Below are 14,364 nucleotides of genomic sequence, written 5' to 3'. Positions count from 1 at the left end.
CGGTGATATATGCTCTAAGTGACTTCTTAATCATGATTTTGTCATGGTTAGTGAAGCAATCACTTAGAGCATTTTTGTTTCAGGAGGTACAGCCATGAGAAATGAAAAAATTACCCCACTGTACGAGCGCCTGAGCCGGGACGATGAGTTACAGGGCGAGAGCAACTCCATATCCAACCAAAAACAGATGTTAGAGGATTTTGCCCGCCGGAATGGGCTGCCAAACCCTACGCACTTTACCGATGATGGTATCTCAGGCACCCGTTTTGACCGCCCCGGATTTTTGGCGATGATGGAGGAAGTGGAGGCAGGGCGTGTAGAAGCAATCGTCATCAAGGACATGAGCCGGTTAGGACGCGACTATCTGAAGGTCGGTCAAGTTATGGAGGTTTTGCGGCAGCGAGGCGTTCGTCTGATTGCCATCAACGACGGTGTGGACAGTCTGAAAGGCGATGACGATTTTACCCCGTTCCGCAACATTATGAATGAATTTTACGCCCGTGATACCAGTCGGAAAATCCGCTCTGTATTTAAGTCAAAAGGCATGAGTGGCAAGCACCTGACCGGCACTGTGATTTACGGCTACTTGTGGGATGAAAATCGGGAGCATTGGTTGGTAGATGAGGAAGCTTCCGAAGTGGTACGCCGTATCTTCTCCCTCACGCTGGAGGGATATGGGCCTTACCAGATCGCCTGCAAATTATCCGCAGACCGGATTGAAATTCCTGTCGTACACCTTGCCCGCTTCAACGAGGGTGTGAACCGTTCAAAGCCGATCAAAGACCCCTATGGATGGGGATCATCTACCATCGTGAACATTTTGAAAAAACGAGAGTATTTAGGGCATACCATCAATTTCAAGACCCGCAAGCACTTTAAGGACAAGAAAAGCCACTATGTTTCTGAGGACGAATGGACGATCTTTGAGAATACCCATGAAGCCATTATCGACCAGCAGACCTTTGATTTGGCGCAGAAAATCCGCAGCAATGTACGGCGTTATCCAAACGGCTGGGGCGAAGCGGCTCCCCTCACAGGCTTGCTCTATTGTGCCGATTGCGGCGGCAAGATGTATGTCCACCGCACCAACAATGGCAAGCGGGTTTCTCAATATACCTGTTCCAATTATACCAAAGTTCCGTGTGGGACACTATGCCCTACACAACACCGTATCAATGAGAGTGCTGTCCTGACATTGGTTTCCGACACGCTCCGGGCTATCGCTGAATATTCGAGAAATGACCGGACGGAATTTATTCACACTGTTCAGGAGACGCAGGTTGCTCAACAGAGTGCCGATATATCGAAAAAGCGCAGGCGTCTGGCTGCTGCCCAAAAGAGAGCCGGAGAACTGGAAAAACTGATTTGCAAAATCTATGAGGACAACGCCCTCGGCAAGCTGCCGGATGCACGATATAAGGCGCTTGATGCACAGTATGCCAAAGAGCAGGGCGCACTTGAGATTGAAATTGCAGAGCTGGAAAAGGCTGTTACCGGCTATGAGCAGAGCCAGAAATCCGCAGAGAAATTTATAGCCCTAATTGATAAGTATGAGAATTTTGACACGCTGACAAACACCATGCTCAACGAGTTTGTAGAGAAAATCCTTGTCCACGAACGCGCCCGAAAAGGCAGCCAGGACACCACGCAGGAAATTGAAATCTACTTCAATTTTTTAGGGCGCTATATCCCACCATCCTTACAGCCGGTTCCTTTAACCCCGGAGGAACAGGAAGAACTGCGGAAAAAAGAAGAACGCAAGGACAGGCTTCATCAGAATTATTTGAAGCGGAAAGCCAGCGGCGCACAGAAACAGTATGAGGACAAAATCAAGGCGAAGAAAAAAGCGGAAATGGACGCTAAGAAAGCCCTGATCCGGGCTGAGGATATGAAAAAAGGTGTTTTTTCTACTGTCGGACAGCTACCAAAAGAAGAACCGCACAAAGGCAGCATAGCAACCAGCGCAGCAGTCTAATCATCACGAAGCAAAGGAGAATGAATATGAGTAAGTTGACTTACATTCGTTGTGGAGATTATGATATACCCAACCTAAAACTTTCTGAACAGCCGGAAACTTCTATCGGCAAGTACGGCAGAATGCGAAAATCCTACCTAAAGGAACATCGTCCCATTCTCTACAACCATCTGCTGATGAGCGAGAAGCTGTATCCACACCTGATAGAGATTGACCGGACAGCGCAGGAGCGTGTGGACACTATGTTGCCTCACATGATGGAGACTGCGGGTGTCACGGAAGAACTGAAAGCCTGTGACCCTATGCGTTGGGTGGGGCTGATGAACACATTAACGGCACAGATTGAGGAAATTTTAATCAGGGAACTGATTTGCAGCTGAATGGGAGGTGCGGGAAATGCTGACCTTTGAAAAGATTTTGAAAGTGTTTCAGGCATATCTGGATGATGATCCACTGTATGAGGTGGTTCAGACCAGCCACGGTTATACATTGATGGCATGGGAACCCCACCGGAATGACTGGTACAGCGCTGAAATACAGAAAACCCCGGAGGATTTACGGAACGCTTTGTTGGGTACATACGCCAACTTTCTGGAAGATAAGATTACTGGAAATGACCGTGACCTGACTGTGACAGAAACCGGAGAAATCCAGCAGAGGTGTCGGGAACTTTTGGAAAAGTGCCGGGAACCTTGATATAGAAATGCCAGAAGGAGGCCGCGATTATGCGTCCTCCTTCTGCTTCGCAGTCTGTTCCATTTTGAGCGCCCCGTCTATGGCACCTTCGATAATCGGCAGGTATTCTTCAGGGCAGAGTTTCAGCTTGTGGCTGACCCGTTGCCGCTGTTCGCTTTCTTCCCGAATGATCTCCGGGTTAAAATACCGTTCCACGGGAAGTCCGCAGACCTTAATCAACTGGATCATCACGGGCAGGCTCGGAATCGCACCTTGATTCTCAATGTTGGCAAGATACCGCCATTCAATCCCAACCATTTCTGCCAATGTTTTTCGTGCCAGACGCCTTGCCTCTCGTGCGGCTTTGACATCTGCACCGAAGGTTTCAAAACCGGGACAATCTTCAACCTTTGCCATATAGCATCACCCTATTACATTGTATAATTCATACTTTGCCCGTGGAATGTTGCTATATGCAGGTTGATTGAAGTTTATAATTCATATATTACATCTTATATTTTTCAAGAACAGGAATTACAATAGAAGGGAAATGAAAAAAGTAAAAGAAAAATTTCTAAAGTTAAATCCTTTTGGGTTACTCAGTTGTATATTAAGTGTAAGGCGTTTTACACATGGAAGGCGGTGACACGGTATCGAAGATTTCATACTAATTAAAAAAATCCAGTCGGGTGACACAGATGCATTTGAGATAATTGTCCGAAAATATTATCAGTCAATTTATCTATTTTGTTGTCGGCGATTGAACGGCGATCCAGATACCGCCGCAGATATTACACAAGATGTTTTCTTGAAATTGTTGGAGAATATTCAATCAGTACGAAAGATCGGGAAATTTCAAAACTACCTGCTAACGATTGCTGTTAATACCTGTAACAATTATACTAAGAAAGCAAAACCCCTGTATATGGATTTAGAAACTCTTGAAGATATAGAAGATACTGATAATGCCTTTGAAAAAATTGAGCTTAACGAACTTAAAGCGCAAATTCAATATGCAATCAACACATTACCGGACTATCAAAAAGAGGTCATCATTTTACGATTTTATTATGATTTGAAAATCCGAGAGATTGCAACCATTACAAAAGCTAGTGTTTCTACTGTAAAATCTAGGCTCCAACAGGGGATTAAAAAACTGGAACGATATTTGGCTGATTTTAGAGGAGGCGATAATGTATGACCCAAAAACAAAATGGTGTATTAGAATGGTTGCAGAGTTGTGAAACGCCTGCTCCATCTGAACCTAAAATTAAAGCAGTAATCGTAGCTGGAAAAAGTTACATGAATAGTTCTGAATTCAATAAAAATTCAATGCGAGATATTATATTGAACCAACTTCAATTTCTGCCGCTTTCTTTCTGGATTGTTCAAATAATACTCACTATATGTGCAGTATTATTAGCATGTATCCTGGGCCAATGGAGGGTTCCATTTTATTATCCATTGACAATCCTTGCAGTTATGGTTCCATTCCTTGCGTTATTAGGTGCAATAGAAATATCTAAAAGCAACATCTATGGTATGTGGGAAATTGAACAGTCTAGTAGAACAACGCTGGTAAAAATTGTAGCAGGTCGTATGCTGATTATTGGAGTAATCAACCTTTTCCTAATAACAGTCATTTTAATTTCAATGGCATATATTTACCAGAAATCAATGATTGAAATGGTGTTGTATGGTTTGATTCCATTTAATATTTCTTGCACTTGTTATCTTTTTATATGTGCGAAAAGCAGGACAAATGATAGCTTGTATCATTTAATCGCTTGTATGATTTTTCTTTCTGGAACATTTTCTCTTGTACTCCATCAGCGATTTATATTTGAAGCGTCTATGTTCTGGGGATGGATTGGATTTTATGTGTTATCTATTATCCTATTAGGGAAAACACTTCAACTGTACTTGAAAAAAGAAAAAATGATTGGAGAATTGATATGGAACTTACAATAAATGATCTTTCAAAAGAATATGGAAGAAAAAAAGCTGTAAATCATTTCAGCGCAAAATTAACAAATGGTGTTTATGGTCTACTCGGGGCAAATGGTGCGGGCAAGACAACTTTGATGCGAATTATTTGCGATGTCCAAACTGAAACGAAAGGAGCCATTTTTTTTAACGGGAAAAACATTCATGATTTGGGCGAGAAATATCGTAATATCTTAGGCTACCTGCCACAAAATTTTGGCTATTATCCTAACTTTACAGCGTATAAATTTTTGATGTATATCTCTGCAATAAAGGGGCTGCCGCCTAAAAAAGCCCATAATCGCACAATGGAGCTGTTGCAGGTTGTTGATCTGCTCACACAGAAAAACGAAAAAATCAAAACTTTTTCCGGCGGTATGAAACAACGCTTGGGAATTGCTCAAGCATTACTAAACGATCCCCGTATTTTGATTTTGGATGAACCTACAGCTGGACTTGACCCGAAAGAGCGGGTGCGGTTTAGGAATCTGATTAGTTCTTTGGCAGAAAATAGAATTGTAATTTTGTCCACTCACATTGTTTCTGATGTTGAATATATCGCAAATGAGATTCTGATTATGAAAAATGGCGAGTTAATTCAACATGGTTCTCCAGAAGAAATTTTGAAGCCGATTGAAAAATGTGTTTGGGAATGTGATGTATCTCGAAAAGAGGCCGAAGAATTAGAATTGAACTATGTAACAGCAAATCTGAAACATAATAATGGTGCAGAACGGCTGAGGATTATTTCTCAAGAAGCACCATGCAGAACCGCTTGGAATGTTGATCCAACATTGGAAGATTTGTATTTATACTATTTTGCGGAGGTATCCGAGCATGAATGAAATGATAAAAGCAGAACGAAATAAAATATGTTCGAGAAAGCAAACACGAATGTTGTTTTTAGCTGGTGTGGTTCTTATCGTTGCCTATTTTTTCTTTTTTCAATTTAATTATCAAAATGTTTTCTATGATTATGACCTTGAAAAAATGGCATTAGCAAGCGGTTTTACAGCCATTGAACAACGGAAGGAAGTAGCAGAAATATTTGAAGGAAAACTCTCTCAAAATACATTACTTACTATGCAAGAAAAAATCGACCAAGCAAAACAAGCAACTGTTGGACAAGATGAAAATTCTGCTTTTTCTGCTGTTCATGTTTATCGTGACCAAGCGGCGATTCTGGAATATTTGACAAATTCTGATGGTAGTTTTAAGTCACTCGAAACAGCATATCCAAATAGTCCAACTGTGACTTTAGGATATTGTGATGGCTGGGATAAGCTATTATCTGGAATGGGGAGCATCTTGTCCATAATGATATGTTTAATTGTTGTAATCACTCTATCTCCTGTTTTCTCAGAAGAGTATGCACTTCATACAGATAGCATTATTTATTCGGCTCGGTATGGCCGAACCAAACTCACAACTTCAAAAATTATAGCGGCCTTGGAAGTTGTAATTGGCACATACCTCTTGTATTTACTGCTAAATTTAGTTCTGTATGGCTGTACCTATGGGTTACAGGGGTGGAATGTAAGCATTCAATCTTCATTACATTATGCTTCTTCAATATATAATTTGACCTTTTTGCAAATGTTCTTTATCTCTGTAATATTGAATATTTTTGGGATTGTAGCCTTGACAACTATTACATTGTTTTTAAGTGCTCAAATGAGTTCTCCTGTTACAGCGCTTATTACTTCTTGCGTCATCTGCTTCTTGCCAGTTGTGTTTGATTTTAATGATAGCCTTCCTGTTTTACAAAAAATGCAGGAAATTTGCCCGATTTTTATGCTTCATACAAACGGTATATTTTCTGATATGAAAACATATTTCGGTATGAGCCAGCCGGTCTTTATGATCATCCTTAATGTTGGATTGATATTCGTATTTTATAGACTAACAAAAAATATATCAAAGAAACATCAAGTTACGGGGTAATTTTGATGAAAGAGACAAGTTGGGTTAGTTGTCCTATATGCCATAATAAAACCCGAATAAAAATACGAATTGACACGGAATTAAGGAATTTCCCCTTGTTCTGTCCAAAATGTAAACAGGAAACGCTCATTCATGTAAAGCAACTGAATATATCCGTTATTAGAGAGCCAGACGCATAGACGCAGAGCCGATAACACGCAGGCTAACATGACTGCTGTTATCGGCTTTTCATATTCTTTTAAACCTGCCCCGCCTAATGGGGAAAGAAAAAAAAACCGTAGCTGGGCAGGTTGATTTTGTGCGCTTACTCTAGATACCCTGGCGGCGGTTTTGAGAAATCAGAGCCGCCGTTTCTTTTCGTCTACCCTAAACCAACGACGACCCAACACCGTGTAAATCCACGGCGGCATATAGGAGGATGCCGCCGTGTCTATGTTTGCGTCTTTTCACAGTACCCATGATCTGCACCAGCTAAAAAAAGCCTGCTCCCGGCAGCGGAGCAATGTGGTCAGCAGTATGCACTATACCATGTAACTAAACAGCAAAATATTCTCTATTACGCTCGTATGGCTTTATGCCGTCCGGGCGCTTTTTTGTCCCTATGGAGCCGGAACATCGGGTCAGCATGGCCCGAACTTTATCCCCGGTGCCGTTCTCCGCCGCCCCATTCAGATTTACCCAAAAAATCTGAATGGAGGAAAGGCAGATGGAAGTTACCATCAATTATAACGGACAAGCTGTGGCCGTGGAGGTTACGCTGGAAGTCTATGAATTTCTTGACCGGGCCGATCATAAAACGGAGAACCTGTTCCATGAACAGCGGCGGCATTGGGATGGCCGGGAGTTTGACGAGTACATCATTACCACCGAGGGTGTAGGGGTCTACGGCGAAACGCCGGAGGAATACCTTTGCCGCATGGAAACGCTGCATGAGCTGATGGCTGTTCTGGACACCTGTACCGAGGCCCAGCGCCGCCGGTTCCTGCTCTATGCGCTTGACGGGCTGAGCCTTGCAGAGATCGGTGTGCTGTGCGGCTGCTCCAAAGTGGCTGTGTATCAAAGTGTGGAGGCGGTCAGAAAAAAATTTATAAATTTCTTTGAGAACAGGCTTAACGAATGACCTGTTTTCTGGCTACCAAGTGAAAGGGATCATTTCCCTTATCTCAGCGAGGGGCGGACAGCGGACGAGCTGTCCGCCTCTCCCATTTTCAGGAGGTAAGCCTATGAAAACAATCAATCTGCGGTGGATTTATACCCACTACCGGCACGACAAGTTTGTAGAGGTCAGCGACGAGGTCTGGGAGGCCATGCGGCAGGCCCAGCGCGAGATGAACAACTATGAGCGCCGGAAGGTCTACCACCGCGCCTGGTACTCCCTGGACGCATATAGCTGGACGGAGAACTACGCGCTGGAACACGGCAGATCGCCGGAGGATATTCTGGTGGAACGAGAAGAAATGACCACCCGTCTGCGCCTGATTGCAGCTCTGCCTGCGGCTCTGGCTCATGCCACTCCGACACAGGCCCGCCGTGTTCACGCCTACTACATTGCTGGTATCAAGCAGCCGGAAATCTCTCGGATAGAGGGCGTCCACAGCAGCAAGGTTAGCGTTGCCATCCGCCGGGGTCTGCGGAATATGCGCCGCTGCTATGATGGCCTTTTCCAAACAGAGTGAGGGCATGCCTATGCAGACCATCAATCTCAAACAATATTATCCATTTTGCAAAGAGGACATTTGTGTGGAGGTGTCCGATGAGATCGTCGAAGCGTTTCTTCTGGATAAGAGAGCCGAGGCCGCCAGAGAGCGCAAGATGTTCCGGTATAAGGCATTTTATTCCCTCGACTGTAACGATGGAATCGAAAATGCCGCCATCGGCTGGGCGCAGCCATCGCCGGAGGACTACCTGATAGAAAAAGAAGAATTAGCCGAATACGAAGAACTGATACGGCGATTGTACGAAGCCATTTCTTCCCTGCCGCCTATGCAGGCTCGCCGTGTTCACGCCCGCTATATGCTGGGTATGAAAGTGAAAGATATTGCCGCAATGGAGGGTATCACGCCATCACAGGCGGGAAAATCCATCCATGCCGCACTGCGGAGACTGCGCCGGTACTTTGCGCGTCAGAAATGGACGGTCAATCTATGAGTATTTCCAAAGAAAAGAGGTGCCTGACATGAACGAAAAAATTACAGCCCACCCCCAAAAAGAAGAACGGGAGAAAGTCCTGAAGGAGATTCGGCAGCTTGAAAACCGAAAGAAGATTTTGGAGAACAAGCAGCGGAACGAAGAACGCAGGGGTCGCACCCGCCGCCTGATTGAGCGCGGAGCCGTTTTGGAGGGGATTTTCCCGCTGGCTCCCGACCTTTCCGGCGCGGAGGTCAAAACATTTCTGATTGCCCTGTCCCATCTTCCGGGGGCTGCGGAATTGACTGCAAACCTGCCAAAATCCGGGGACACGCCATAAGTCCCTTGTTTACAAGGGCGCACTTATACACCGTTGCCGGTGCTGTGCGCCCTGCCGGGGGCGTTGCGTACTTCGTCCGCGATGGGGCGCTACACTCCCCAAACCCCTTGTGCGCCCCGCGCAGCCAAACACCCGCTTCGCGTTTGTTCGGCTCCACGGAGCCTGAAATATCCCCGCCGAAAGGAGGTGCCACCCATAGATTTTTGCCATATTCCCGTCAGTATCATCAAGCGCAGCGAGGGCCGTTCCGCTGTTGCCGCAGCCGCCTACCGAAGCGGAACCAAGCTGACAAATGAATGGGACGGCCTGACCCATGACTACACCCGGAAAGGCGGCATTGTCCATGCGGAGATCATGCTGCCCGCCCACGCCCCGCCGGAATTTGCAGACCGCTCCACCCTCTGGAACAGCGTGGAGCAAATCGAGAAAGCAAGGGACAGCCAGCTTGCCCGCGAGATCGAAGCAGCTCTGCCTCGCGAACTGTCCGGCGAACAACAGCTCGCTCTTGTGCGTGCCTATGTGAAGGACAACTTTGTGGACAAGGGGATGTGCGCCGACTTCGCCATCCATGACAAGGGAACCGGCAACCCTCATGTCCATATCATGCTGACGCTCCGACCTCTGAAAGAAAATGGACAGTGGGGCGCAAAGTGCCGCAAGGCATACGACCTGGACGAGAATGGACAGCGTATCCCGGATGGGAAAGGCGGCTGGAAAAATCATCGTGAGGATACAACCGATTGGAACGATAAAGGAAATGTGGAGATTTGGCGGGCAGCGTGGGCGGCCTACACCAATCGGGTGTTGGAGGCAGCCGGTCAGCCTGCCCTGGTAGACCACCGCAGCTACAAGCGACAGGGCATTGATAAAATCCCCTCTGTCCACCTGGGGCCAGCCGCCAGCCAGATGGAGAAGCGCGGCATCCGCACCGACAAGGGGGAAGTAAACCGGCAGATCGCTGCCGACAACAAGCTGCTGAAAGAAATCAAAGCCCGCATTACCCGGCTTTATCGTTGGTCGAAAGACGAAGCGGAAAAACCACAAACACAGCAAAGCAGCTTGACTGCTTTGTGGGAGGCCCAGCAGCAGTTGAACACTCCCCGCACCCGCACCGGTAAAATCCGGGCTTTGCAGGAAAGCGCTGCACTATTTAGCTTTTTACAGGCAAACGGCATCCAGTCTATGCAGCAGCTTCATGAAAAAATCGCTGATATGAACAGCCGTTACTATGACCTGCGGGGAAAGATCGTCAAGGCTGAGCGCCGGATCGCTGTCCTCACCGAGCACGGGGAGATGTGGGCGCAGTACAACGAGTATAAGACTGTCCACAAGCAGCTTGCCAGGGTAAAGCCGGAGAAGCGGGAACTGTTCGAGCAGCGCCACAGCCGGGAACTGATCCTCTATGACGCGGCGGCCCGGTATCTGAAAGAACTGAAAGACAGCGGCGAGGCAATCACCCCGAAGGAATGGCGGCGTGAGATCGACCTGTTGACCGCCCAGAAACAGGTGGACAGCATCGACATGAAAGCTATGCGGGAGGAGCTAAAAGCTGTGGAACGGCTCCGCAAGGCCGCCGACCAACTGGCCCGACAGGAACGGGACAAGCCCCGCGACCGGGGGCCGGAGCGGTAAAGGGTACGGCGCTTTGCCGACCCCTTTCAGGTGCGTCGCGTTTCACGACACCCTTTTGCACACAGAAAAACCGCCGTACAGGTTTCCCCATACGGCGGCAGATGGTTTATTTGCCGAACAAGTCGCTGTGCGACCCGGTGCGGGCAAGCGTCAGCACCAGCACATCATCCTCGATACGGTAAATGAGCAGCCAGTCCGGGAGAATGTGACATTCCCGATGGCCCACCCAATCGCCGGACAAATCGTGATCGCGGTTTTTATCCGGCAGCGGTTCGCCCATCGACAGCAGCGCCACGACCTGTTCCAGCAATTCGATTTTCAGGCCGCGCTTGATTGCCCGCTTGTAGTCCTTTTTGAAAGCGGTCGTGTACTTGACGGTGTACTTTGTTTTCCTCATTTTTTCAGGTCGGCAAACAACTCGTCAAGGTCATTGTATCCCTTTACAGACGGGTCTTTTGCAATCCTTTCCGCTTCCAGCATGGCAGCAACCGTTTCCTTGTTGGGCTGTTCCAGCTTCACCTCAAAGGGAATGCCGCCTTCACGAAGCGACTGGCGCACAAAGATGTTAAACGCCGTAGTCAGGTTCATGCCAAGTTCAGTAAACAGTGCGTCCGCTTGCGCTTTCAAATCTGCGTCCATGCGGATACTGATGTTTGTGGTATTTCCAGCCATACGATCAACCCCTTTCTGCTGGCAATTATAGTATATGCCATTTGCACGAAGAAAACAATACTTTGCACGAATATTTAACAATAAATTCATTCAAGGAGGTTACTGGCTTTATGAAAGAAATCATTTATGAAGAACAATAAGTCTGAACCTATCCCCGTCATGGATTACCGCCAGTACCGCAGAGTGCGGAGGCTAGTGCATGAGTGCTGTAACTACATCGACGGAAACTGTATCGCCCTGGACGATGGGGAGGAATGTGTCTGTGTCCAGTCCATTTCCTATTCCCTGTTGTGCAGGTGGTTTCGGACGGCGGTATTGCCGCAGGATAAGGAACTGGAAACGGCGCTGTTCCACCGGCTGAATGCAAAGAAATGCGCCGTATGTGGGGCGCTGTTTACCCCCGGTTCCAACCGGGCCAAATACTGCCCGGAATGTGCCGCACGCATGAAGCGGATCAACGCCGCAAAGCGCAAGCGGAAACAACGGAAGAAATGTCACGCTTTAGGGGCTGAAAAACCCTTGTAAATCAAGGCTTTTTTTGAGGGTGTCAAAGGCAGGCTGATAGATTTATCCTCCGACCCCTAAAACGGCCTTAAAATGCGTACAGAATCCCAAGAGAAACCCCAAGGAGGAACCCTATGTCAGACAACCGAAAATATTATTACCTGAAACTCAAAGAAAACTATTTTGACGATGATTCCATCGTGCTGCTGGAAAGTATGCAGGATGGTGTGCTGTATTCCAACATTCTGCTCAAGCTGTATCTGAAATCGCTGAAACATGGCGGGCGGCTCCAGCTTGACGAGGACATCCCCTACACGGCGCAGATGATCGCCACCATCACCCGCCAGCAGATCGGCACTGTGGAGAGAGCCTTGCAGATCTTTTTGAAGCTGGGCCTTGTGGAAGTGCTGGACAGCGGCACATTCTACATGAGCAACATCGAACTTTTAATCGGCCAGTCCTCTACCGAGGCTGAGCGAAAGCGGGCTGCGAGGCTCCAAAATAAGGCTCTTTCTGCGCCCCGGACAAACGGCGGACATTTGTCCGACATTCGTCCACCAGAGATAGAGATAGAGTTAGAGAAAGAGATAGAGATAAAGAGAGAGATAGAGAAGGGACACCCCGCCCACGCCTATGGCCGTTACCAGAATGTTTTCCTGACGGACGGGGAACTGGCAGACTTACAGGCCAGCTTTCCCACTGTATGGGGCCAGTACATCGAAAAGCTGTCCGAGTACATGGCTTCTACCGGCAAGCGGTATCAGAGCCATGCTGCCACCATCCGGCGCTGGGCCGGTGAGGATGCTAAAAAAACGATCACACCCTCACGCAACCGGGATTACAGCGTAAAGGAGGATGAAACTGTATGATTGAGATTACCGCAGAAATCCGGGCGCTGATCGACAAGGCAGCTGCCAGTGTGGAACTGGCTGAGGACGAGTATATAGATCCGTCAGACGGTCTCATCCACTGTAAGAAATGCGGCGGCCAGAGGCAGACCGTTGTGCCATGCTTTGGGAAACCTGGCTACTTCATGCCCCGCTGTATCTGCCAGTGTCAGCGGGAGGCCGAGGAACGGCGCAAGGCCGCCGAGGAACGGCAGCGCCGCATGGAGCGTATCAAACGCCGGAAGGCCCAGGGCCTGCAAGACCGCTATCTGTACGACTACACCTTTGCCAACGACAACGGCCAAAACCCATTGATGGACAAGGCCCGCGCCTATGTGGAGAACTGGAAGGAGGCATATAAAAACAACACCGGCCTGCTGTTGTTCGGGGATGTGGGAACCGGCAAGTCCTTTTTCGCCGGTTGTATTGCCAACGCCCTGCTTGACCGGGATGTGCCGGTGCTGATGACAAACTTCCCCACCATTCTGAACCGCCTGACCGGGATGTTCTCTGAGGACAGGTCGGAGTTTATTGCCAACTTTGACGAGTATGACCTGCTTATCATTGACGATTTGGGTGTAGAGCGCAGTACCGAATATGCTATGGAGCAGATGTTTTTCGTCATCGACAGCCGCTATCGCAGCCGTAGACCCATGATTATCACAACAAACTTGAAACTGTCCGAGTTGAAAAACCCACCTGATCTGGCTCACGCCCGTATCTATGACCGTATTCTGGAACGGTGTGCGCCGATTCTCTTTGACGGGAAGAATTTCCGGGAAGAAAATGCCGGTGCTACCCGACAGACAGCAAAAGACATTGTAAACAGTAAGCACGACTGATTTTTTACCGGCGGCACAGACCCGTTCGGAGAAAGGAGCGCCATGAACAAAGAACCCCATGCTATGCAGGTGGCAGACGCCGTTACTGCGTCCAGAGCGCCGGAAAACACGCCAGCGATGGTAAAGAAAATTGGCAAGACAACCTACAAGGTTCATGTCCATTTCAGCCAGACTAGCACAGAAACCATGAGCGATAAAATCAAGCGTATGCTCAAAAATGAAATTCAGCAGATGTGACAGACTGATAAACGAAGCCGCCTTGTGCTAAACTGATAATGGTACGCACCAAAATTTTTGTCAAGGAGGACACGAAAATGCTTTACACAGAAAAAGAGAAGCATGAAATTGAACGAGTAAAGGAGGTCTTTGCGGAACATCTGCGGCAAAGCCCTGATTTTGAACTGCTCTGGTCGGACAAGGTAGGCTATGTCTGGCTGGCGATTGGCGTCAATCCGCTTTATGTGGATACTGGCATTAGGATAGAATCAGCTGCTGATCTCTGCGGCAGGTGTTTGGATGATGTTGCTACGGATGTTTTATATATGACAGGCAACGATCATGCACTGGAGAAAGCCGATCCGCTGGAATTGGCGGAAATCAAGCGGCGCTGGGAGCCATATATCAACCAGCTGCCAGACTATGCGTATCTCTGCAAAGACCTGCTGAACGGAAAAATGTAATCTATCAAACGAGGTGTCAGGAGCCATACGGTGCTTCTGGCACTTTTTTTGTGGCTTTTTTGTGAATTTGATGAAAAAGTCCTTGACAATTTGTCTCTGG

At 47.6% G+C, this 14,364-nt stretch carries 21 protein-coding genes; 18 read left to right on the top strand and 3 right to left on the bottom strand.

Annotation, left to right across the window (positions count from 1 at the left end):
- The first annotated feature begins 94 nt into the window (after positions 1-94).
- Genes DXA87_RS16585 through DXA87_RS16575 form a run of 3 tightly spaced genes read left to right on the top strand, consistent with a single transcriptional unit; the run spans position 95 to position 2,671 of the window.
- Positions 95-1,975, top strand: a complete 1,881-nt coding sequence (locus tag DXA87_RS16585) for a recombinase family protein (RefSeq protein WP_117505418.1) — start codon at positions 95-97, stop codon at positions 1,973-1,975.
- 26 nt (positions 1,976-2,001) lie between these two features.
- Positions 2,002-2,355 carry a TnpV protein gene (locus DXA87_RS16580; RefSeq protein WP_044987169.1) on the top strand — a complete coding sequence of 118 codons (354 nt, stop codon included), beginning with the start codon at positions 2,002-2,004 and terminating at the stop codon, positions 2,353-2,355.
- Positions 2,356-2,371: 16 nt separating this feature from the next.
- Entirely contained in the window at positions 2,372-2,671 is a 300-nt protein-coding gene (locus tag DXA87_RS16575; protein ID WP_004612693.1) for a hypothetical protein, read from the top strand.
- A 27-nt stretch (positions 2,672-2,698) separates the two neighbouring features.
- Here the strand turns inward: DXA87_RS16575 and DXA87_RS16570 are convergent, their stop codons facing one another.
- Positions 2,699-3,067, bottom strand: a complete 369-nt coding sequence (locus DXA87_RS16570) for a helix-turn-helix transcriptional regulator (protein ID WP_117505416.1) — start codon at positions 3,065-3,067, stop codon at positions 2,699-2,701.
- A gap of 235 nt (positions 3,068-3,302) precedes the next feature.
- On the opposite strand from DXA87_RS16570, the gene DXA87_RS16565 reads away from it, so the two are divergent.
- From DXA87_RS16565 to mobQ, 10 genes are all read left to right on the top strand, one after another.
- Positions 3,303-3,851: an RNA polymerase sigma factor gene (locus DXA87_RS16565; RefSeq protein WP_031276249.1), complete on the top strand. Its 549-nt coding sequence runs from the start codon at positions 3,303-3,305 to the stop codon at positions 3,849-3,851.
- A complete protein-coding gene (locus tag DXA87_RS16560; RefSeq protein WP_016300379.1) occupies positions 3,848-4,621 on the top strand; it encodes a hypothetical protein in 774 nt (257 codons plus the stop codon). The genes DXA87_RS16565 and DXA87_RS16560 overlap by 4 nt, the downstream gene beginning before the upstream one ends.
- The gene (locus DXA87_RS16555) at positions 4,606-5,481 is read left to right on the top strand and encodes an ABC transporter ATP-binding protein (RefSeq protein WP_117505414.1); all 876 of its coding nucleotides are present in this window, start codon (positions 4,606-4,608) and stop codon (positions 5,479-5,481) included. The genes DXA87_RS16560 and DXA87_RS16555 overlap by 16 nt, the downstream gene beginning before the upstream one ends.
- On the top strand, positions 5,474-6,580 hold the full coding sequence (locus DXA87_RS16550; RefSeq protein ID WP_016300381.1) for a hypothetical protein: 1,107 nt from the start codon (positions 5,474-5,476) through the stop codon (positions 6,578-6,580). Before DXA87_RS16555 ends, DXA87_RS16550 begins: the two co-directional genes overlap by 8 nt.
- Before the next feature lie 5 nt (positions 6,581-6,585).
- On the top strand, positions 6,586-6,759 hold the full coding sequence (locus DXA87_RS16545) for a cysteine-rich KTR domain-containing protein (protein WP_081026450.1): 174 nt from the start codon (positions 6,586-6,588) through the stop codon (positions 6,757-6,759).
- A gap of 527 nt (positions 6,760-7,286) precedes the next feature.
- Positions 7,287-7,700, top strand: a complete 414-nt coding sequence (locus DXA87_RS16540; protein ID WP_007860240.1) for a sigma factor-like helix-turn-helix DNA-binding protein — start codon at positions 7,287-7,289, stop codon at positions 7,698-7,700.
- A 103-nt stretch (positions 7,701-7,803) separates the two neighbouring features.
- Positions 7,804-8,256, top strand: a complete 453-nt coding sequence (locus DXA87_RS16535) for an RNA polymerase subunit sigma-24 (protein ID WP_117505412.1) — start codon at positions 7,804-7,806, stop codon at positions 8,254-8,256.
- Between the two features lie 10 nt (positions 8,257-8,266).
- Positions 8,267-8,728 carry a sigma factor-like helix-turn-helix DNA-binding protein gene (locus DXA87_RS16530; protein ID WP_117505410.1) on the top strand — a complete coding sequence of 154 codons (462 nt, stop codon included), beginning with the start codon at positions 8,267-8,269 and terminating at the stop codon, positions 8,726-8,728.
- Positions 8,729-8,756: 28 nt separating this feature from the next.
- Entirely contained in the window at positions 8,757-9,047 is a 291-nt protein-coding gene (locus tag DXA87_RS16525) for a DUF3847 domain-containing protein (RefSeq protein WP_014081144.1), read from the top strand.
- A 186-nt stretch (positions 9,048-9,233) separates the two neighbouring features.
- Positions 9,234-10,679 (top strand): MobQ family relaxase, encoded by a 1,446-nt coding sequence (gene mobQ / locus DXA87_RS16520; protein WP_117505408.1) that lies wholly within the window; start codon positions 9,234-9,236, stop codon positions 10,677-10,679.
- Between the two features lie 106 nt (positions 10,680-10,785).
- Here the strand turns inward: mobQ and DXA87_RS16515 are convergent, their stop codons facing one another.
- Both DXA87_RS16515 and DXA87_RS16510 read right to left on the bottom strand, forming a co-directional pair.
- The gene (locus DXA87_RS16515) at positions 10,786-11,076 is read right to left on the bottom strand and encodes a type II toxin-antitoxin system YafQ family toxin (RefSeq protein ID WP_003509355.1); all 291 of its coding nucleotides are present in this window, start codon (positions 11,074-11,076) and stop codon (positions 10,786-10,788) included.
- Entirely contained in the window at positions 11,073-11,351 is a 279-nt protein-coding gene (locus tag DXA87_RS16510; protein ID WP_117505406.1) for a type II toxin-antitoxin system RelB/DinJ family antitoxin, read from the bottom strand. The genes DXA87_RS16515 and DXA87_RS16510 overlap by 4 nt, the downstream gene beginning before the upstream one ends.
- A gap of 126 nt (positions 11,352-11,477) precedes the next feature.
- Here DXA87_RS16510 and DXA87_RS16505 point away from each other — a divergent pair, with 126 nt between their 5' ends.
- The 5 genes from DXA87_RS16505 (at position 11,478) to DXA87_RS16485 (ending at position 14,264) form a co-directional block, all read left to right on the top strand.
- Complete coding sequence (locus DXA87_RS16505; protein ID WP_117505404.1) at positions 11,478-11,876, top strand: cysteine-rich VLP domain-containing protein; 399 nt, start codon at positions 11,478-11,480, stop codon at positions 11,874-11,876.
- Positions 11,877-11,989: 113 nt separating this feature from the next.
- On the top strand, positions 11,990-12,724 hold the full coding sequence (locus tag DXA87_RS16500; RefSeq protein ID WP_015528455.1) for a phage replisome organizer N-terminal domain-containing protein: 735 nt from the start codon (positions 11,990-11,992) through the stop codon (positions 12,722-12,724).
- Positions 12,721-13,584, top strand: coding sequence for an ATP-binding protein (locus DXA87_RS16495; RefSeq protein WP_117505402.1), 864 nt, complete (start codon positions 12,721-12,723; stop codon positions 13,582-13,584). The genes DXA87_RS16500 and DXA87_RS16495 overlap by 4 nt, the downstream gene beginning before the upstream one ends.
- 42 nt (positions 13,585-13,626) lie before the next feature.
- The gene (locus DXA87_RS16490; RefSeq protein ID WP_117505400.1) at positions 13,627-13,821 is read left to right on the top strand and encodes a transposon-encoded TnpW family protein; all 195 of its coding nucleotides are present in this window, start codon (positions 13,627-13,629) and stop codon (positions 13,819-13,821) included.
- 77 nt (positions 13,822-13,898) lie between these two features.
- Complete coding sequence (locus tag DXA87_RS16485) at positions 13,899-14,264, top strand: hypothetical protein (RefSeq protein ID WP_050004289.1); 366 nt, start codon at positions 13,899-13,901, stop codon at positions 14,262-14,264.
- Positions 14,265-14,364 lie beyond the last annotated feature (100 nt).

Source organism: Desulfotomaculum sp. OF05-3 (assembly GCF_003435535.1).
Taxonomy (GTDB): Bacteria; Bacillota; Clostridia; order Lachnospirales; family Lachnospiraceae; genus Pilosibacter; species Pilosibacter fragilis.
Note: the sequence above shows the minus strand (reverse complement) of the source record. Positions and strands in the feature narration are given on the sequence as shown.